18 protein-coding genes are annotated in these 18144 nt (G+C 69.7%); 10 read left to right on the top strand and 8 right to left on the bottom strand.

The genetic code is table 11. The features are described 5' to 3' along the window. Window positions 1–51: 51 nt before the first annotated feature. Window positions 52–933, bottom strand: a complete 882-nt coding sequence (locus bpln_RS15015; protein WP_055139179.1) for a pirin family protein — start codon at window positions 931–933, stop codon at window positions 52–54. Window positions 934–1071: 138 nt separating this feature from the next. On the opposite strand from bpln_RS15015, the gene bpln_RS15010 reads away from it, so the two are divergent. Then, complete coding sequence (locus bpln_RS15010) at window positions 1072–1944, top strand: EamA family transporter (RefSeq protein WP_123863637.1); 873 nt, start codon at window positions 1072–1074, stop codon at window positions 1942–1944. 138 nt (window positions 1945–2082) lie between these two features. Here bpln_RS15010 and bpln_RS15005 read toward each other — a convergent pair whose 3' ends face one another. Further along, window positions 2083–3603, bottom strand: coding sequence for an N-acetylmuramoyl-L-alanine amidase (locus bpln_RS15005; protein ID WP_055139178.1), 1521 nt, complete (start codon window positions 3601–3603; stop codon window positions 2083–2085). Next, complete coding sequence (gene tsaE, locus bpln_RS15000) at window positions 3585–4139, bottom strand: tRNA (adenosine(37)-N6)-threonylcarbamoyltransferase complex ATPase subunit type 1 TsaE (RefSeq protein WP_042625846.1); 555 nt, start codon at window positions 4137–4139, stop codon at window positions 3585–3587. The genes bpln_RS15005 and tsaE overlap by 19 nt, the downstream gene beginning before the upstream one ends. A gap of 17 nt (window positions 4140–4156) precedes the next feature. Here tsaE and queG point away from each other — a divergent pair, with 17 nt between their 5' ends. The 3 genes from queG to xerD all read left to right on the top strand — a co-directional run bounded on the left by queG (window position 4157) and on the right by xerD (window position 7187). Beyond that, a complete protein-coding gene (gene queG / locus bpln_RS14995; protein WP_055139177.1) occupies window positions 4157–5374 on the top strand; it encodes a tRNA epoxyqueuosine(34) reductase QueG in 1218 nt (405 codons plus the stop codon). Between the two features lie 74 nt (window positions 5375–5448). Beyond that, a complete protein-coding gene (locus tag bpln_RS14990; RefSeq protein WP_055139176.1) occupies window positions 5449–5916 on the top strand; it encodes a methylated-DNA--[protein]-cysteine S-methyltransferase in 468 nt (155 codons plus the stop codon). Window positions 5917–6194: 278 nt separating this feature from the next. After that, window positions 6195–7187 carry a site-specific tyrosine recombinase XerD gene (gene xerD, locus bpln_RS14985; protein ID WP_055139547.1) on the top strand — a complete coding sequence of 331 codons (993 nt, stop codon included), beginning with the start codon at window positions 6195–6197 and terminating at the stop codon, window positions 7185–7187. A gap of 94 nt (window positions 7188–7281) precedes the next feature. On the opposite strand, the gene bpln_RS14980 is transcribed toward xerD, so the two are convergent. Then, window positions 7282–8853: a class I adenylate-forming enzyme family protein gene (locus tag bpln_RS14980; protein ID WP_055139175.1), complete on the bottom strand. Its 1572-nt coding sequence runs from the start codon at window positions 8851–8853 to the stop codon at window positions 7282–7284. Between the two features lie 142 nt (window positions 8854–8995). On the opposite strand from bpln_RS14980, the gene ybaK reads away from it, so the two are divergent. Next, window positions 8996–9487 (top strand): Cys-tRNA(Pro) deacylase, encoded by a 492-nt coding sequence (gene ybaK / locus bpln_RS14975; RefSeq protein WP_042625842.1) that lies wholly within the window; start codon window positions 8996–8998, stop codon window positions 9485–9487. A 104-nt stretch (window positions 9488–9591) separates the two neighbouring features. After that, window positions 9592–10218: a glycerol-3-phosphate 1-O-acyltransferase PlsY gene (gene plsY / locus bpln_RS14970; RefSeq protein ID WP_042625841.1), complete on the top strand. Its 627-nt coding sequence runs from the start codon at window positions 9592–9594 to the stop codon at window positions 10216–10218. 69 nt (window positions 10219–10287) lie between these two features. On the opposite strand, the gene bpln_RS14965 is transcribed toward plsY, so the two are convergent. Continuing rightward, window positions 10288–10773 carry a YajQ family cyclic di-GMP-binding protein gene (locus tag bpln_RS14965; RefSeq protein ID WP_042625840.1) on the bottom strand — a complete coding sequence of 162 codons (486 nt, stop codon included), beginning with the start codon at window positions 10771–10773 and terminating at the stop codon, window positions 10288–10290. Window positions 10774–10955: 182 nt separating this feature from the next. Between bpln_RS14965 and murB the strand changes: the two genes are divergently transcribed. Then, window positions 10956–12020 carry a UDP-N-acetylmuramate dehydrogenase gene (gene murB, locus bpln_RS14960; protein WP_055139546.1) on the top strand — a complete coding sequence of 355 codons (1065 nt, stop codon included), beginning with the start codon at window positions 10956–10958 and terminating at the stop codon, window positions 12018–12020. Between the two features lie 106 nt (window positions 12021–12126). On the opposite strand, the gene argF is transcribed toward murB, so the two are convergent. Continuing rightward, entirely contained in the window at window positions 12127–13056 is a 930-nt protein-coding gene (gene argF / locus bpln_RS14955) for an ornithine carbamoyltransferase (RefSeq protein ID WP_055139174.1), read from the bottom strand. 472 nt (window positions 13057–13528) lie between these two features. Here argF and bpln_RS14950 point away from each other — a divergent pair, with 472 nt between their 5' ends. After that, entirely contained in the window at window positions 13529–13846 is a 318-nt protein-coding gene (locus bpln_RS14950; protein ID WP_042625838.1) for a DUF3579 domain-containing protein, read from the top strand. Window positions 13847–14083: 237 nt separating this feature from the next. Here the strand turns inward: bpln_RS14950 and rpsT are convergent, their stop codons facing one another. Continuing rightward, window positions 14084–14359 carry a 30S ribosomal protein S20 gene (rpsT, locus tag bpln_RS14945; RefSeq protein ID WP_013699183.1) on the bottom strand — a complete coding sequence of 92 codons (276 nt, stop codon included), beginning with the start codon at window positions 14357–14359 and terminating at the stop codon, window positions 14084–14086. A 338-nt stretch (window positions 14360–14697) separates the two neighbouring features. Between rpsT and murJ the strand changes: the two genes are divergently transcribed. Both murJ and bpln_RS14935 read left to right on the top strand, forming a co-directional pair. Continuing rightward, window positions 14698–16248, top strand: a complete 1551-nt coding sequence (gene murJ / locus bpln_RS14940) for a murein biosynthesis integral membrane protein MurJ (protein ID WP_042625837.1) — start codon at window positions 14698–14700, stop codon at window positions 16246–16248. A gap of 8 nt (window positions 16249–16256) precedes the next feature. After that, complete coding sequence (locus tag bpln_RS14935) at window positions 16257–17096, top strand: SirB1 family protein (RefSeq protein WP_042626735.1); 840 nt, start codon at window positions 16257–16259, stop codon at window positions 17094–17096. A gap of 114 nt (window positions 17097–17210) precedes the next feature. Here the strand turns inward: bpln_RS14935 and bpln_RS14930 are convergent, their stop codons facing one another. Then, entirely contained in the window at window positions 17211–17969 is a 759-nt protein-coding gene (locus bpln_RS14930; RefSeq protein ID WP_042625836.1) for an SDR family NAD(P)-dependent oxidoreductase, read from the bottom strand. Window positions 17970–18144: the final 175 nt, after the last annotated feature.

Below are 18144 nucleotides of genomic sequence, written 5' to 3'. Positions count from 1 at the left end.
CTTTCAATGCGGGCGCGCCGGCCGCCGCGGGCCGTCGGCGCGCCCCGGGGTTCAATGCGCGCGGCGCTCGGGCAGCGGAATCCAGTCGGTCTCGCCCGGTACGCCGCCCATCGTCTGTTCGGTCCAGGCCGTCTTCGCGCGCTCGATCGCCTCGCGGCTGCTCGCCACGAAATTCCACTCGATGAAGCGCTCGCCGGCCAGCTTCGCGCCGCCCAGCAGCATCAGGCGCGCGCCGCCGCGGCTCGCGAGCGAGACCGCCGCGCCGGGCGTGAGCACGGCCATCTGTTCCGCTTCGAGCGGCGTGCCGTCGATCGTCAGGTCGCCCGCCACCAGGTAGACGGCGCGTTCCTCGTGATCGGCATCGAACGCGAGCGTCGCGCCGGCCGCGAACTCGGCGGCCGCGTAGAGCGTGCGCGAGAACGTGGTGACGGGCGAGACGAGGCCGAACGCGTCGCCGGCGATCACGGTCAGCGCGACGCCGTCGCGCGCGAGCTTCGGCAGCGTCGCGGCCGGATGGTGCTCGAACGCGGGCTCGGTGGTCTCGTGTTCGAGCGGCAGCGCCACCCAGGTCTGGATGCCGTGGATGGTCTGGCCGCGCTCGCGGACTTCGGCGGGCGTGCGCTCGGAGTGGACGATGCCGCGCCCGGCCGTCATCCAGTTCACGTCGCCGGGCACGATGGTCTGCACCGAACCGAGGCTGTCGCGGTGCAGGATCGCGCCGTCGAACAGGTAGGTGACCGTGGCGAGGCCGATGTGCGGATGCGGGCGCACGTCGAGGCCGCTGCCGGGCGGCAGCTCGGCCGGCCCCATGTGGTCGAAGAAGATGAACGGGCCGACGAGGCGCGCGGCCATCGCGGGCAGCGTGCGGCGCACCTGCAGGTTGCCGATGTCGCGGACATGCGGTTTCAGGACCGCTCGGATCGAATCGCTCATGGTGGTCGTGGGGCCGGCTGAGGGCGGACTGGAATTGCGCTCATTGTATCGGGCTCGCGGAAAGCGCGGCGACAGGTTGCCGCAGCCGTTACACTGCCGGGTTCGTGCAATCGGGATAACGGAGGACATGACGCGATGATGGCCATGAAGGACCTGCTGCTCGCGCTGGTGGTGATCGTCGCGTGGGGCGTCAATTTCGTCGTGATCAAGGTGGGCCTGCACGGCGTGCCGCCGATGCTGCTCGGCGCGCTGCGCTTCACGCTCGCGGCGCTGCCGGCGGTATTTTTCGTGCCGCGGCCGCGCATCCCGCTGCGCATGCTGGTGCTGTATGGCGCGACCATCCTGCTCGCGCAGTTCGTGTTCCTGTTCACCGCGATGAACGTCGGCATGCCGGCCGGGGTCGCCTCGCTGGTGCTGCAGGCGCAGGCGTTCTTCACGCTTGGCTTCGCGCGGGTGTTCCTCGGTGAGCGCGTGCGCATCTGGAACCTGACGGGCCTCGCGATCGCCGCGCTCGGGCTCGTGACGATCGCCGCGCAAAGCGGCGGGGCGATGACGCTGGCCGGCTTCGCGCTGACCATCTGCGCGGCCGCCTCGTGGGCGCTCGGCAACATCGTCACGAAGCGGATCGGCAAGGTGGAGCTGGTGCCGCTGGTGGTGTGGGGCAGCCTGGTGCCGCCGCTGCCGTTCTTCGCGCTGTCGCTCGCGCTCGAAGGTCCGGCGCGGATCGAGGCCGCGCTCGGCGCGCTGTCGGGCGCGTCGATCTTCGCGATCGTCTATCTCGCGTTCGTCGCCACGCTGGTCGGCTACGCGCTGTGGGGGCGCCTGCTGTCGCGCTACCCGGCCGCGCAGGTCGCGCCGTTCTCGCTGGTGGTGCCGGTGGTCGGCATCGCCTCGTCGGCGCTGCTGCTCGGTGAACGGATGAGCGGCGCCGAATATCTCGGCGCCCTGCTGGTGATGGGGGGGCTGGTGGTCAACGTGTTCGGCGGCCGGCTCGCGCGGCGCGCGGCCTGAGGGCGGCTGCCGGCGGCACGCCTGGCGCCGGAAGGAAAAAGGCCCCGCGAACGCGGGGCCTTTGCGTCCGGCGGCGCTTTGTGGCCATGAAGCGGCCATGAAGCGGCCGTGAAGTTGCCGCAAACCGGCGGCCGGGGTTCAGGCCATCCGGCTTTTCGCGAGCGGCGGATTCGCCGCGAAGTAGCGCTTGATGCCGCGGAAGATCGCGTCGGCCATCTGCTCGCGATAGGCGTCGTCGTTGAGGCGACGCTCTTCTTCCGGATTGCTGATGAACGCGGTCTCGACCAGGATCGACGGAATGTCGGGCGCCTTCAGCACCGCGAAGCCGGCCTGCTCGACCGAGCCCTTGTGCAGTTTGTTGATGGTGCCGACTTCCTTCAGCACGAAGTTGCCGTAGCGCAGCGAGTCGCGGATCTGCGCCGTGGTCGACATGTCGAACAGCGCGCGGTTCACCGACACGTCCTGCGTCTTCACGTTGATCCCGCCGATCGTGTCCGACGAGTTCTCCTTGTTCGCCATCCAGCGCGCGGCGGCGCTGGTCGCGCCATGGTCGGACAGCGCGAACACCGACGAGCCGTGCGCCTGCGGCGTGGTGAACGCGTCGGCGTGGATCGACACGAACAGGTCGGCGCCGACGCGCCGCGCCTTCTGCACGCGCACGTTCAGCGGCACGAAGAAGTCGTTGTCGCGCGTCATCATCGAGCGCATGTTCGGCGCACCGTCGATCTTCGCGCGCAGCCGCTTGGCGATGTCGAGCGCGACGTGCTTCTCGTAGGTGCCGCCGCCGCCGATCGCGCCGGGATCCTCGCCGCCGTGGCCCGGGTCGATCGCGACGGTGAGCAGCCGCACCGTGCCGTTCTTGCCCTTCGGCGCCGTGAACGCATAGGACGAGTCGGTGTCGTCATCGTCGTCCTGCTTCGCGACGGCGGGCGGCGGCTTGATGGCGGGCCTGGCCGGGCTCGACGGCGCGGCGGGCGAGGGCCGCGCGGCCGGCGCCGTGTTCTGCGCGAAGCGCTGGAAGAACGCGTCGCTGCCGTCGCCGTTCGCGGGCGGCGGCGTGCCGGGGCCGTTCAGCGCCGCCTGCGGCGGCTGCGCTTCCTGCGCGCGCACCGAGTCGTTCAGCTGCTGTTGCTTGTGCTCGGTCTGCGCGATCAGGTCCGACAGCGGATCGGGCGCGACGGCCGGATACAGGTCGAACACCAGCCGGTAGCGATACGAGCCGACCGGCGGCAGCGTGAACATCTGCGGCTTCACCAAACCTTTCAGGTCGAACACCATGCGCACCACGTGCGGCTGGTACTGGCCGACGCGCACCGACTGGATCTGCGGATCGTTCGGCGCGATCTTCGAGACGAGCTCGCGCAGCGCCTGGTCGAGGTCGAGCCCGTCGAGGTCGACCACCAGCCGGTCGGGGCCTTGCAGCAGCTGCTGGGCCGCCTGCAGCGGCTGGTCGGATTCGATCGTCACGCGCGTGTAGTCGCGCGCGGGCCAGACCCGCACGCCGAGCACCGACGACGCGCGCGCCAGGCTCGGCGCGACCAGCCCGAGCACGAGCGTCGAGGCGCCCGCGACGAGCACCTGCCGGCGCCGCCAGTTGTGGGTGACGGTGGCGGCCGATTCGATCGACCGGAACGGTTTGATCAACATCTTTCGAGACATGCGGTTCCTGAAGCGCTGTAGGCCCGCGCGTCGAGCCGGCGGCCGTCGCCGTCGACATCGAGCGCGAACACGAGATCCGGCACGCCGAGCAGGGTACCGGCCTGCTGCGGCCATTCGACGAGGCAGATCGCACCGGCGTTGAAATATTCGCGAAAGCCCGCGTCCGCCCATTCGGCCGGATCACTGAATCGGTAGAGATCGAAATGATGGACCGTGAGTTCCCCGTTTTCGCGCGCGAGCACGTAGGGCTCGACGAGCGTGTAGGTGGGACTCTTCACGCGGCCGGCGTGGCCGAGGCCGCGCAGGATCGCGCGAACCAGCGTGGTCTTGCCGGCGCCGAGGTCGCCCGCGAGCTGGATCTGCAGGCCGGTGAACGCGTGCCGGGCGACGGCCTGCGCGCGCACCGCGTCGAGCGCGTGCGCGAAGCGTTCGCCGAACGCGGCGGTCGCGGCCTCGTCCGGGAGCGCGAAGCGGCGCTCGGCCAGCGGTGCGGCGGGGACGGACACGGCGTGCGGATGGCTGGGCTGCGCGGGCATTCTCGTAAAATAGCGCGATGAACCGTAAACCGGAACTCGCCGTGATCGACGCGCCCGCTTCGCAAAGCGACGGCGCCGCGTGGCGCCGCCTCGACGATGCGGCGCTGGAGGCGCTTGCGCGGCGCATCCGGGCCTGGGGGCGCGAACTGGGTTTCGGGGCGATCGGCATCAGCGATACCGATCTCTCGGATGCCGAAGCGGGGCTCGCCGCCTGGCTGGAAGCCGGTTGCCACGGCGAAATGGATTATATGGCCAAACACGGCATGAAACGCGCGCGCCCGGCCGAACTTGTGGCCGGTACGCGACGTGTGATCTCGGCGCGGCTCGCCTATCTGCCGGCCGCCACGGTGGCCGACGGCGCCGCGTCGGACGCAGGCGGCTGGCGCGCGCACGAGCTCGCGCGGCTCGAGGACCCGGCCGCTGCCGTGGTGTCGATCTACGCGCGCGGCCGCGATTATCACAAGGTGCTGCGCAACCGGCTGCAGACGCTCGCCGAGCGCATCGAGGCCGAGATCGGCCCGTTCGGCTATCGCGTGTTCACCGATTCGGCGCCGGTGCTCGAGGTCGAACTCGCGCAGAAGGCCGGCAACGGCTGGCGCGGCAAGCACACGCTGCTGCTGCAGCGCGACGCCGGCTCGCTGTTCTTCCTCGGCGAGATCTTCGTCGACGTGCCGCTGCCGACCGACGCCGAGCTGCACCCCGAGGCCGCGCCCGAAACGCCGGGCTCGCATTGCGGCAGTTGCACGCGCTGTCTCGACGCCTGCCCGACGGCGGCGATCGTCGAGCCGTTTCGCGTCGATGCGCGGCGCTGCATCTCGTACCTGACGATCGAACTGAAAGGCAGTATTCCGGAAGCGATGCGCCCGCTGATCGGCAATCGCGTGTATGGCTGCGACGACTGCCAGCTCGTCTGCCCCTGGAACAAGTTCGCACAGGCCGCGCCGGTGGCCGATTTCGACGTGCGCCACGGGCTCGACCGGGCCTCGCTCGTCGAGCTGTTCGGCTGGAGCGCGACGGAATTCGACGAGCGCATGCAGGGCAGCGCGATCCGGCGCATCGGCTACGAACGCTGGCTGCGCAACCTCGCGGTCGGGCTCGGCAACGCGCTGCGCGCGCCGGCCGGGCGCGTGACCGACGAGGCGCGCGCGGCGATCGTGGCGGCGCTCGCGGCACGCGCCGACGATGCCTCCGGGCTCGTGCGCGAACATGTGGAATGGGCGCTGCGGGCCGCCTGACGGCGGCATGGCGCGGCGGAGGATGAATGGGTGGCGGGGATCGCGCGGCGCCGGCCGCGCTTCGGGAGACCGTGATGTTCAATGCAGTGATCGACGCGCCGTTCGGCAGGATCGGCATTCGCACCGAAGGGAGCGTGGTGCGCGAGCTCGTCTATCTGCCCGATTCGGTGCGCGCCGTGGCGCCCGACAACGCGCTCGCGCGGCGCGCCGCGAAGCAGATCGAGCGGTATTTCGAGCGGGCCTCGGCGCGCTTCACGCTGCCGCTCGCCGAGGTCGGCTCGGCGTTCCAGCAGCGCGTCTGGCAGGCGATCCGCGAGGTGCCCCCCGGCAACGTGGTGACTTACGGCCAGCTCGCGAAGCGGATCGGCAGCGCACCGCGCGCGGTCGGCCAGGCCTGCGGCGCGAACTGGTTTCCGCTCGTGATCCCGTGCCATCGCGTCGTCGCGGCGAGCGGCATCGGCGGCTTCTCGAATCACGACGATGAAGGTTATTTCCTGAAGATCAAGCGCTGGCTGCTCGCGCATGAAGGGATTCGTTACTGATGGCGACGCGGATCGACGAACAGACCGGCGTGCCGGCGGATGAGCCGCGCGAGGCGCGGGCGTCCGGCGCGGACGAGGACACGGCGGTGTCGCCTGGTGGACAGGGTGGCGTGCCTTCGGCGACCGTGGGCGCCACGGGCGCGATCGACGCGGCCGCCGGCGAGGCGGCCGACGGCGCGAAGCCTGTCAAGGGTGCGAAGGGCACGAAGGCCGTGAAGGATGTGAAGGGCACGAGAGGCGCCGCCGCAGCGCCGGCAGCGGCGGGCAAGCCGCCTGTCGTGGCGGGCCGAAAGCCACGCGCGGCGGCGGGGCGGCCGGCCGGGTCCGGTGCCGGCGACGGGCCGGCCGACGGCGGACATCCGCTCGGCGGCAGCCCCGAGCGCGAGGCGAGCCGGACCTCGATCGACCTGTTCTGCGACGCGCTCTGGCTCGAGCACGGCCTGTCGCAGAACACGCTCGATGCCTACCGGCGCGATCTGACGTTGTTCGCGCAATGGCTCGCGGCCGCGCACGGCGCGAATGTCGACGCCGTGGACGAGGCGATGCTGACGGGCTACATCGCGGCGCGCAGCGACGGCAAGGCCACCTCGTCGAACCGGCGCCTGTCGGTGTTCCGCCGCTACTACGGCTGGGCGCTGCGCGAGCATCGCGCCGCGACCGATCCGACGCTGCGCATCCTGTCCGCGAAGCAGCCGGCGCGGTTTCCGTCGACGCTGTCGGAGGCGCAGGTCGAGGCGCTGCTCGCGGCGCCCGACGTCGAGACCGCGCTCGGGCTGCGCGACCGCACCATGCTCGAACTGATGTACGCGAGCGGGCTGCGCGTGAGCGAACTCGTGACGCTGAAGAGCGTCGAGGTCGGCCTCAACGACGGCGTGGTGCGCGTGATGGGCAAGGGCTCGAAGGAGCGGCTGGTGCCGTTCGGCGAGGTCGCGCACGGCTGGATCGAGCGCTACCTGCGCGAAGCGCGCCCGGCGCTGCTCGGCGCGCGCGCCTCGGACGCGCTGTTCGTGACCGCGCGCGGCGAAGGCATGACGCGCCAGCAGTTCTGGAACATCATCAAGCGCCACGCGACGCACGCCGAGATCCGTGCGCACCTGTCGCCGCACACGCTGCGGCACGCGTTCGCGACGCATCTGCTCAACCACGGCGCCGACCTGCGCGTGGTGCAGATGCTGCTCGGCCACAGCGACATCTCGACGACGCAGATCTACACGCACGTCGCGCGCGAGCGGCTGAGGACGCTGCACGCCGCGCATCATCCGCGCGGCTGAAGCGGCTTGGGCTGGCGTCAGCGATCCACGGCACGGGATCGCCGCATCGAATCACGCACGGTGCAGCGCGGCGCCCCACGAGCGCCGCGCCGCATCACTGGCCATAGGCAGGATGCTCGCGCAGCCGATGCTTGAGCACCTTGCCCGTCGAGGCGGCCGGCAGCGCATCGACGGCGACGATGCGCGCGGGCCGCTTGTACGGCGCGAGCCGCGCCGCGCACCAGGCCTCGAGTTCGTCATGCGCGAGCGCCGCGCCCGGCGTCAGCTCGACGAAGGCCATCACTTCCTCGTTGTCCGCCACCGGCCGGCCGATCACGGCCGACTGCACGACCGCCGGATGCGCGTTGAGCACATGCTCGACCTCGGCCGGATAGACGTTGAACCCCGAGCGGATGATCAGTTCCTTGCTGCGGCCGGCGATGGTCAGCGCGCCGTCGCCAGCGGCGCTCGCGAGGTCGCCCGTCTTCAGCCAGCCGTCGGCCGTCACCGCCGCGCGCGTCGCCTCCGGGTTGCGGTAATAGCCGAGCATCACGTTCGGCCCGCGCACGAGGATTTCGCCGACTTCGCCGGGTGCCACGTCGCGGCCGTCCACACCGGCCAGGCGCACCTCGATGCCGGGAATCGGCGTGCCGACCGAGCAGTCGGCGCGCGGCGCGTCGAGCGAGGTCTGCGTGACGGTCGGGCTGCTCTCGGTCATGCCGTAGCCGTTGTGCATTGGCAGGCCGTAGATGCGCTCGACGCGCGCCTTCAGGTCGGCGTCGAGCGGCGAGCCGCCCGAATAGATGAAGCGCAGATGCGGCGCATGCCACGCGTGGCCTCGCGCCTGCAGATGGTCGAGCAGCTTCGCGTGCATCGCCGGCACGCCCTGGAAGATCGTCACGCGTTCGTCGGCGAGCGCGCGGCGCACGGCCTCGGGCGTGAAGCGCTGCACCAGCCGCAGCGTGGCGCCGGCGTAGAGGCTGCCGAGGCAGACCGAGGTCAGGCCGTAGACGTGCGATATCGGCAGCACCGTGTAGACGACGTCGTCGGCGCTCACGCGCCGCAGCGTGCTCGACATCGCGGCGACGAACAGCAGGTTGCGGTGCGACAGCATCACGCCCTTCGGCGTGCCGGTGGTGCCGGTGGTGTAGATCAGCGCCGCGCACTGCCGGGCCGCGTCGGATTCGACCGGCTCGGCGGTGGCGTCGGGATCGAGCGCGACGGCCCAGGTGCCGATGTCGGGCTCGCCCGTGGCGGCGGGCAGCGCGCGGTGGCGTGCCGCGTGGGCGGCCGCGTCGGGCGAGGTGGCGGTGACGAACGCGATCGCGCGCGGCCGCGCGTGCGCGGCGATCGCGTCGAGTTCGGCCGCCGACAGCCGCGCGTTCGCGAGGAACGCCCAGGCATCGAGGGAGGCGGCCGCGAACAGCAGCACGATCTGCGCGATGCTGTTCTCGGCGACGATCATCACACGGTCGCCGCCGCGCACGCCGAGCGCGCGCAACCGGCCGGCCGTCGCGTCGACGGCCGCCACGAGCTGCCGGTAGCTGAGCCGGCGCGCATCCTCGACGAGCGCCGGGTGATCGGGCAGGCGCGCCGCGATCCGCGCGGGCACCTCGGTAATCCGCTCGGGCAGCGCGGCGAGCAGCGCCGCGACGTCGAGGCTCGGGGAGGGCGGTGAAAGGGGCATCAGGGCTCCGGAAACGAGGCCGGCGCGGGCGGGGCGCGGCCTTTCGCAGGAAAACGTGCCGATCGTGCCACGCCCACCCCGGGCGCCGCAATCGGCCGAACGGACAATAGTGCTTCGCGGCGCCCGCAATTAAAATGCGCGCATGAGCAAATCCCGACACGTATCCGAAACACCGGCGACGCAATGGTTGCGCCGCCACGGCATCGCCTTCGGCGAACACACCTACGATTACGTCGAGCACGGCGGCACCGGCGAATCGGCGCGCCAGCTCGGCGTGGACGAGCACGCCGTGGTCAAGACGCTGGTGATGGAGGACGAGCACGCCAAGCCGCTGGTGATCCTGATGCACGGCGACCGCACCGTGTCGACCAAGAACCTGGCGCGGCAGATCGGGGCCAAGCGCGTCGAGCCTTGCAAGCCCGAGGTCGCCAACCGCCATTCCGGCTATCTGGTCGGCGGCACGTCGCCGTTCGGCACGAAGAAGGCGATGCCGGTCTACGTCGAGGCGAGCGTGCTCGACTTGCCCTCGATCTTCGTCAACGGCGGCCGGCGCGGCTACCTCGTGAGCCTCGCGCCGGCGGTGCTGACCACGGTGCTCGGTGCGACGCCGGTGCAGTGCGCGAGCGTCGACTGAGGGTTTCACCGGCGGCCCCGGCCGGCGCGCTTCGGTAGAATGGGCGCCGCCGCGGCCCGGCAGACGGCGCCGCTTCCTCATTCATTCGTCGAAATTACGTCCCCATGCAGATTCTGATCGCTACCGTCGCTGCCTACCTGATCGGCTCGGTGTCGTTCGCCGTCGTCGTCAGCGCGTTGATGGGTCTCGCCGATCCCCGCTCGTATGGCTCGAAGAACCCCGGCGCGACCAATGTACTGCGCAGCGGCAACCGCAAGGCCGCGATCCTGACGCTGCTCGGCGACGCGTTCAAGGGCTGGCTGGCCGTCTGGCTGGTGCGGCACTTCGGGATCGGCGGCGAGACCGGCATCGGGCTGGCCGCGATCGCGGTGTTCCTCGGCCACCTGTACCCGGTATTCTTCCGCTTCCAGGGCGGCAAGGGCGTGGCGACGGCGGCCGGCGTGCTGCTCGCGATCTCGCCTGCGCTCGGCATCGCGACGCTCTTGACCTGGCTCGTGATCGCGTTCTGCTTCCGCTACTCGTCGTTCGCCGCGCTGGTGGCCGCCGTGTTCGCGCCGCTGTTCGACGTCTACCTGTTCGGCACGCACGACAATCCGGTCGCCTGGGCCGTGCTGGCGATGAGCGTGCTGCTGGTCTGGCGGCACCGCGGCAATATCTCGAAGCTGCTGAAGGGGCAGGAAAGCCGGATCGGCGAGAAGAAGAAAGCCGCGGAGGCGCCCCGCGCGGAGTGACCCGGCGCGGCCGGCGGGTGGTACGGAACACGCGGCACGCCGGCAGGCATCGCCGGCGCCGCGCCGCGATCAGTCGCGGAAGTTGTTGAAGTCGAGCGGCGTATCGGAGATTTCCTTGCGCAGCAGCGCGATCACGCTTTGCAGATCGTCGCGCTTGGTGCCCGACACGCGCACGGCGTCGCCCTGGATGCTGGCCTGCACCTTGATCTTGCTGTCCTTCACGGTGCGCACGACGCGCTTGGCCAGATCGCCCGTCACGCCCTTCTTGATCGTGACGACCTGCTTGAGCTTGTCGCCGCCGATCTTCTCGACCTTGCCGTAGTCGAGGAAACGCACGTCGACGCCGCGCTTGGCCATCTTGCCGATCAGCACGTCCTTCACCTGGCCGAGCTTGAAGTCGTCGTCGGCAAACATCGTCAGCTCCTGCTCCTTGTGCTCGACGCGCGAGTCGGAGCCCTTGAAGTCGAAGCGCGTCGAAATTTCCTTGTTCGACTGCTCGATGGCGTTTTTCACTTCAATCATGTTCGCTTCGGAAACGACGTCGAACGATGGCATGCGATTCTCCCTGTAAAACGCGCGCGCCGCGCGAAGCGGGCGCGCTCACTCGCTATAATTGCGGACCGATTGCCATTTTACCGATGCCCCCGCGTTTGCCCAAGGCCGCCCGCCTGTTGCGCCGGCGCGGTTTGCGCGAACCCCGCGCCGTTCCCTGCCCGCCGCCGATGTCCGAAGCCCCGATGCCGTCCGATCCCGCCCTGCCGCCGCCGTCCGCCGACACCCCGGTGTTGCGTCCCGATTACCCGCTGCGCGAGCACAACACGTTCGGCTTCGACGTGCGTGCGCGTTTCGCGGCGACGGTCGGCACGCCGGCCGGGTTCGTCGCCGCGGCGCGCGACCCACGCGTGGCCGGGCTGCCGGTGCGGGTGCTCGGCGGCGGCAGCAACGTGGTGTTCACCGGCGACGTGGACGCGCTGGTGCTGATCAACGACGTGCGCGGCCGCGCGCTGGTGGGCGAGGACGGCGAGGCTTGGTACGTGGAGGCGGGCGGCGGCGAGAACTGGCACGCGTTCGTCGACTGGACGCTCGCGGCCGGCATGCCGGGGCTCGAGAATCTCGCGCTGATTCCCGGCACGGTCGGCGCCGCGCCGATCCAGAACATCGGCGCCTACGGCATCGAGATGCGCGAGCGCTTCGCCGCGCTGAAGGCCGTCGAGCTGGCCAGCGGCGAGCTGGTGCAGTTCGACGCCGCGGCCTGCGCGTTCGGCTATCGCGACAGCGTGTTCAAGCGCGAGGCGCGCGAGCGTTTCGCGATCGTGTCGGTCACGTTCCGGCTGCCGAAGCGCTGGGAGCCGCGTACCAACTACGCGGACGTCGCGCGCGAGTTCGCGGCGGGTGGCATCGAGCCGGCCGCCGCGACGCCGCGCGACGTGTTCGACGCGGTGGTTGCGATCCGGCGCGCGAAGCTGCCCGATCCGCGCGTGCTCGGCAACGCCGGCAGCTTCTTCAAGAATCCGGTGATCGACGCGGCGCAATGCGCGGCGCTGCGCGAACGCGAGCCCGAGCTGGTCGCATATCCGCAGCCCGACGGGCGCGTCAAGCTCGCGGCCGGCTGGTTGATCGACCGCTGCGGCTGGAAGGGGCGCGCGCTCGGCGCGGCGGCGGTCCACGATCGCCAGGCGCTGGTGCTGGTGAATCGCGGCGGCGCGACGGGGGCGGACGTGCTGGCGCTCGCCCGTGCGATCGAGGCCGACGTGGAGGCGCGCTTCGGCGTGCGGCTCGAGGCCGAGCCGGTCGCGATCTGAGTGGCGGCGCGGGCCGTTCGTGCCGTTTCGTGCCGCTTCAGCCCGCGCGCCCATGAAAAAGCCCCGCCTCGGCGGGGCTTCGTCCGTCTTTGCTGCGACGCGGCGCTCAGTGATTGAGCTTGCCGAGCAGCAGGAATTCCATCAGCGCCTTTTGCACGTGCAGGCGGTTTTCCGCCTCGTCCCAGACCACGCTCTGCGGGCCGTCGATCACGCCGGCCGACACTTCCTCGCCACGATGGGCGGGCAGGCAGTGCATGAAGAGCGCGTCGGGGCTCGCGCCGGCCATCATCTCCTCGTCGACGCACCAGTCGGCGAAGGCCTGCTTGCGCACCTCGTTCTCGGCCTCGAAGCCCATGCTGGTCCAGACGTCGGTCGTGACGAGATCGGCGCCGCGGCAGGCTTCGTTCGGGTCCTCGACCACCTCGTAGGCCGACGCGCTGCCGGCGTCGACGAGCGACATGTCGAGCGCGTAGCCGGGCGGCGTGGACAGGCGCAGCTTGAAGCCGAGGATCTGCGCGGCCTGGATCCAGGTGTAGAGCATGTTGTTGGCGTCGCCGACCCAGGCCACCGTCTTGCCGCGGATCGGGCCGCGGTGTTCGTAGTACGTGAAGATGTCCGCCAGCACCTGGCACGGGTGAAACTCGTTGGTCAGACCGTTGATCACCGGCACGCGCGAGTTGTCGGCGAAGCGCTGGATGATCTCCTGCTCGAAGGTGCGGATCATGATGATGTCGACCATCCGCGAGATCACCTGCGCGGAATCCTCGACCGGTTCGCCGCGGCCGAGTTGCGTGTCGCGCGTGCTCATGAAGACCGCGTGGCCGCCGAGCTGGAAGATGCCCGCCTCGAACGAGAGCCGCGTGCGCGTCGAGTTCTTCTCGAAGATCATCGCGAGCGTGCGGTCGTGCAGCGGATGATAGGTTTCGTAGTTCTTGAACTTGCGCTTCAGGATACCCGTGCGCTCGAGCACGTACTCGTAGTCTTCCAGCGAGAAATCCTTGAACTGCAGGTAGTGACGAATGGTTTTGGCGGTCATGAAACGAGACGCGGCGGGAGGCAACCGGCGCTCGCGCGCCGGACGGCGCCGGCCGTCGGGGTGTGGTAATCCGGTCGAGCATAAAGGATTTTGCCGGCTTTGACGAGCCGGGCCGCCCCGGCGCGCCAGCTCCCGGCGGGCGGCCGGCGCCGCGCGGTCTAGCCGCGCAAATCGGGGTGACGGGGAGGGGACGGGCGGGCAAGCGTTGGCGCGCGAATCGGTCCGGCACCGGCATCGTGGCGCCGCTGGATGCGGCGGTGCGGTATAATTTCGCGGTTTTCCGAAGCCCGGCAGATCGCGCTGCCGGATACGGGCGGCGCCGCGCTCATGCGCGGCTGCGTACACCGGTGTGCTTGCGGGCAGCGCCCGGCGAGGGCGGCGGCAACGCGCCACGCAGCCGGCACCGCAAGCGGCCGTTCCCCGTTTCCGCCGCGGCAGCGTCATGCCGTCGGCCCATCAACTGGGACCCTTCATGGCAGAAACTCCCCCGACCGAATTCTTCATTCAAGGCATCACGAAAGAAGGAAAGACGTTTCGTCCGAGCGACTGGTCGGAACGGCTTGCCGGCGTGATGGCCCAGTTCGGACCGGGCGCGAGCGGCCGCAATGCGTACATGAAATATTCGCTGTACGTGCGGCCGACGATCGTCAGCGGCATCAAGTGCGTGATCGTCGACACGCGTCTGCGCGACCTCGAGCCGATGGCCTTCGATTTCGTGATGAACTTCGCGCGCGACAACAACCTCGTCGTCACCGAAGCCTGTGAGCTGCATCTGGGCAAGCATCCCTGAGTGAACCCGCGCGGGCGGAGCGGCACGGCCGCCGCCGGCGTCATCACCATTCCCTCCCCCGTTATCGCCGGCACGCGGCGGCGCACCGCCTGGCGGCCAGGCTACCGTCATGTTGGCGTCGCGCATGCGACGCGGCTGGCGGCAAGTCGCGTAGGCACGACAAAAAGCCCGCCGAAGCGGGCTTTTCGCGATCGCGGGAAACAGGGGCCCGTGCGAGCCGGGCACACCGGATTCGAGTTACTGCGCGGCGGCCTGCAGGCCCTTGACCGCTGCCGACAGGCGGCTCTTGTGGCGAGCGGCCTTGTTCTTGTGAACGATCTTCTTGTCGGCGATCGTGTCGATCGTCTTCGTGGCGGCCTTGTACAGCTCGGCAGCCTTGGCTTGATCGCCGGCGTCGATCGCCTTGCGAACCGCCTTGATTGCGGTACGGAATTTCGAGCGCAGCGCCGAGTTGTGCGAGTTAGCCTTCGCTGCCTGGCGGGCGCGCTTGCGTGCTTGTGCGGAATTAGCCATGACGGTTCCTTATCCTGTCCTGTTCCCAGAGCTTGGAGCCTGACGGCCAAGCGCTGCTTTTCGATCCGACCCTCGAGAGCGATTGCCCGGGGCGCAAAAAAACATTGGTTTCACCGAGGTCGGCAACGTGCTCGATGATCACCGCAGCGCGAATGCAGACTCAGAAACGCGAGATTATAGCAACAAAATCAAGGCAGTGACAAGCTCGGCGATATCGGCCGGTCTCGTCGCGCGTCATTCCATGCCGGCGCCGGCCGGAGTTCCGCGCGCGGCGCGTCCGGCGCCTTTTTCCGCCGAAGGGGCGGACCGCAACGGGGCTTCCGTATAATAGGCGCCCCATGAATCTATTCCGAGCCCTGCTGACGGTCAGCGGCTTCACGCTGTTGTCGCGCGTGACCGGTCTGGCCCGCGAAACGCTGATCGCCCGTGCGTTCGGCGCCAGTCAATACACCGACGCGTTCTACGTCGCCTTCCGGATTCCGAACCTGCTGCGCCGGCTGTCGGCCGAGGGCGCGTTTTCGCAGGCGTTCGTGCCGATCCTCGCCGAGTTCAAGAACCAGCAGGGCCACGATGCGACCAAGGCGCTCGTCGACGCGATGTCGACCGTGCTCGCCTGGGCGCTCGCGCTGCTCTCGGTGGTGGGCGTGGCGGGTGCGTCGTGGGTGGTCTACGCGGTCGCCTCGGGCTTGAGCAACGACGGCCATGCCTATCCGCTCGCGGTCACGATGACGCGGATCATGTTCCCGTACATCATCTTCATCTCGCTGACCACGCTCGCCTCGGGCGTGCTGAACACCTACAAGAACTTCTCGCTGCCGGCGTTCGCGCCGGTGCTGCTGAACGTTGCGTTCATCGTGGCCGCGGCGTTCGTCGCGCCGCACCTGAAGATGCCGGTCTACGCGCTGGCCTGGGCCGTGATCGTCGGCGGCCTGCTGCAGTTCGTGGTGCAGTGGCCGGGGCTCAAGCGCATCGACATGATGCCGCGCATCGGGCTCAATCCGCTGCGCGCGCTCGCGCACCCGGGCGTCAAGCGCGTGCTCGCGAAGATGGTGCCGGCCACCTTTGCCGTCTCGGTCGCGCAGCTCTCGCTGATCATCAATACGAACATCGCGTCGCGGCTCGGGCAGGGCGCCGTGTCGTGGATCAACTACGCCGACCGGCTCATGGAGTTTCCCACCGCGCTGCTCGGCGTCGCGCTCGGCACGATCCTGCTGCCGAGCCTGTCGAAGGCGCACGTCGACGAGGATTCGACCGAGTATTCGGCGCTGCTCGACTGGGGCCTGCGCGTGACCTTCCTGCTCGCGGTGCCGAGCGCGCTCGGGCTGCTGTTCTTCGCCACGCCGCTCACGGCCACGCTGTTCAACTACGGCAAGTTTGACGCGCACACGGTGCAGATGGTCTCGCGCGCGCTGGCCGCCTACGGCGTCGGCCTGATCGGCATCATCCTGATCAAGATCCTCGCGCCGGGCTTCTACGCCAAGCAGGACATCAAGACGCCGGTGAAGATCGCGATCGGCGTGCTGATCGTCACCCAGCTGTCGAACTACGTGTTCGTGCCGCTGCTCGGCACGGCCGGCCTCACGCTCAGCATCGGCGTGGGCGCGTCGCTGAATTCGCTGCTGCTGTTCCTCGGGCTGCGCCGGCGCGGCATCTACCGGCCGTCGCCGGGCTGGCCGCGCTTCTTCGCCCAGCTGACGGGCGCCTCGCTGGTGCTCGCCGGCACGATCCACTGGTTCGCGATCAATTTCGACTGGACCGGGCTGCGCGCGCAGCCGCTCGCGCGCATCGCGTTGACGGCCGCCAGCCTGATCCTGTTCGCCGCACTATATTTCGGTATGTTGTGGTTGATGGGATTCAAATACGCGTATTTCCGCCGCCGCGCCAAATGACGACCACCATGACCCGCGTTCTCGATTTCTTCAGCGCCCTCGTCGCCGAGGATGACAGCCTGCCCTTGACCGAGGCGGCGCTCTCGCTCGCCCAGGACGCTTATCCCGACCTCGACATGCAGGCGGTGCTCGCCGAGCTCGACGCGCTCGTCGTGCGCTTTCGCCGGCGCGTGCGGGCCGACCTGCCGGCGCGCGAGCTGGTGAACGCGCTCAACGACTATTTCTTCCGCGAGCTCGGCTTCGCCTGCAATCACAACGATTACTACGATCCCGACAACAGCTACCTGAACATGGTGCTCAAGCGCCGCCGCGGCATCCCGATCTCGCTCGCGGTGCTCTACCTGGAGCTGGCGGGCCAGCTCGGGCTGGCGGTGCGCGGCGTGTCGTTCCCGGGCCACTTCCTGCTGCGCGCCAAGCTGGCCGACGGCGACGCGATGATCGATCCGACCACCGGGCGCTCGCTGTCGGAGGCCGATCTGGTCGACATGCTGGAGCCGTATGTGGCGCATCCCGAGGAAACCATGTCGAGCACGCTGCGCGCGCTGCTGCAGCCGGCGACGAGCCGCGAGGTGCTCTCGCGCATGCTCAACAACCTGAAGTCGATCTACCTGCAGACCGAGCGCTGGCAGCGGCTGCTGGCGGTGCAGCAGCGGCTCGTGATCCTGCTGCCGGGGCAGCCCGACGAGGTGCGCGACCGCGGCTTCGCCTACGCGCGGCTCGACTACCTGCGCCCGGCGCTCGAGGATCTCGAGTCCTATCTCGACGACTGCCCCGAGGCGGTCGATGCGACCATCGTCGAGGCGCAGCTGACCGAACTGCGGCAGCGCATGCAGCGCGGCGACGACTGACGCCTGCGCCGTCGGCCGACACCAGCCGATTCAAACGACGACGCCCGCGCACTCCGTCACCGGAGTCGCGGGCGTCGTCGCATCGGGCGCGCGGCTCGCGGGCCGCGCCGGCGTTCATTTCGGCTGCATGCGGATCGCGCCGTCGAGACGGATCACCTCGCCGTTCAGCATCGGATTCTCGAGGATCTGGCGCACCAGCATCGCGTACTCGTCGGGCTTGCCGAGCCGCGGCGGGAACGGCACCATCGCGCCGAGCGCGTCCTGCACTTCCTGCGGCATGCCGAGCAGCATCGGCGTCTCGAAGATGCCGGGCGCGATCGTCATGACGCGGATCGCGCTGCGCGACAGGTCGCGCGCGAGCGGCAGCGTCATGCCGGCCACGCCGGCCTTCGAGGCGGCGTAGGCGGCCTGGCCGATCTGGCCGTCGAACGCGGCCACCGACGCGGTGTTGACGATCACGCCGCGCTCGCCGGTCTCGACCGGCGCGTTCGCGGCCATCGCGGCCGCGGCCAGGCGCGCCATGTTGAAGCTGCCGACCAGGTTGATCGACACGACCTTCGCGAACAGGTCGAGCGAGTGCGGGCCGTCCTTGCCGACCGTCTTCGCGGCCGGCGCGATGCCGGCGCAGTTGACGAGGCCGCGCAGCGTGCCGAGCCCGGTGGCCGCCTCGACGGCGGCCTGCGCATCGGCCTCGCGCGTGACGTCGCAATTGACGAAGCGCCCGCCGAGTTCGCCGGCGAGCGCCTCGCCCGCCTCGCGGTTCAGGTCCGCGAGCACCACCTTCGCGCCCGCGCCGGCCAGCATGCGCGCCGTGCCGGCGCCGAGGCCCGATGCGCCGCCCGTGATCAGAAAGACGTTGCCGCGTAATTCCATCTTCGCTCCTTGGTTGTCGGGATCCGCCGCCGTGATCGGCCGGCGCGATCCATTGCCGGTCGATTGTACGAAACCGCGCGTGGCGATGGCGTGAAGCGAACGTTCATGCGATTTTTCGACGGACGAAAAAAAGCCGCTCCGGAGAGCGGCGTGGCGCGGCGGCCGGGCGTCGTGC

This window comes from Burkholderia plantarii (assembly GCF_001411805.1).
GTDB classification, from domain to species: Bacteria; Pseudomonadota; Gammaproteobacteria; order Burkholderiales; family Burkholderiaceae; genus Burkholderia; species Burkholderia plantarii.
This window is presented reverse-complemented; position numbering and strand designations above follow the sequence as displayed.

Coding starts and splice junctions, on each gene's coding strand:
- bpln_RS14950 (WP_042625838.1), top strand. CDS start 13,529: ATGGCAGAAACTCCCCCGACCGAATTCTTCATTCAAGGCATCACGAAA.
- bpln_RS14980 (WP_055139175.1), bottom strand. CDS start 8,853: ATGCCCCTTTCACCGCCCTCCCCGAGCCTCGACGTCGCGGCGCTGCTC.
- bpln_RS14935 (WP_042626735.1), top strand. CDS start 16,257: ATGACCCGCGTTCTCGATTTCTTCAGCGCCCTCGTCGCCGAGGATGAC.
- rpsT (WP_013699183.1), bottom strand. CDS start 14,359: ATGGCTAATTCCGCACAAGCACGCAAGCGCGCCCGCCAGGCAGCGAAG.
- murJ (WP_042625837.1), top strand. CDS start 14,698: ATGAATCTATTCCGAGCCCTGCTGACGGTCAGCGGCTTCACGCTGTTG.
- tsaE (WP_042625846.1), bottom strand. CDS start 4,139: ATGCCCGCGCAGCCCAGCCATCCGCACGCCGTGTCCGTCCCCGCCGCA.
- ybaK (WP_042625842.1), top strand. CDS start 8,996: ATGAGCAAATCCCGACACGTATCCGAAACACCGGCGACGCAATGGTTG.
- bpln_RS14965 (WP_042625840.1), bottom strand. CDS start 10,773: ATGCCATCGTTCGACGTCGTTTCCGAAGCGAACATGATTGAAGTGAAA.
- bpln_RS15005 (WP_055139178.1), bottom strand. CDS start 3,603: ATGTCTCGAAAGATGTTGATCAAACCGTTCCGGTCGATCGAATCGGCC.
- plsY (WP_042625841.1), top strand. CDS start 9,592: ATGCAGATTCTGATCGCTACCGTCGCTGCCTACCTGATCGGCTCGGTG.
- bpln_RS14930 (WP_042625836.1), bottom strand. CDS start 17,969: ATGGAATTACGCGGCAACGTCTTTCTGATCACGGGCGGCGCATCGGGC.
- bpln_RS14990 (WP_055139176.1), top strand. CDS start 5,449: ATGTTCAATGCAGTGATCGACGCGCCGTTCGGCAGGATCGGCATTCGC.
- argF (WP_055139174.1), bottom strand. CDS start 13,056: ATGACCGCCAAAACCATTCGTCACTACCTGCAGTTCAAGGATTTCTCG.
- bpln_RS15015 (WP_055139179.1), bottom strand. CDS start 933: ATGAGCGATTCGATCCGAGCGGTCCTGAAACCGCATGTCCGCGACATC.
- queG (WP_055139177.1), top strand. CDS start 4,157: ATGAACCGTAAACCGGAACTCGCCGTGATCGACGCGCCCGCTTCGCAA.
- bpln_RS15010 (WP_123863637.1), top strand. CDS start 1,072: ATGGCCATGAAGGACCTGCTGCTCGCGCTGGTGGTGATCGTCGCGTGG.
- murB (WP_055139546.1), top strand. CDS start 10,956: ATGCCGTCCGATCCCGCCCTGCCGCCGCCGTCCGCCGACACCCCGGTG.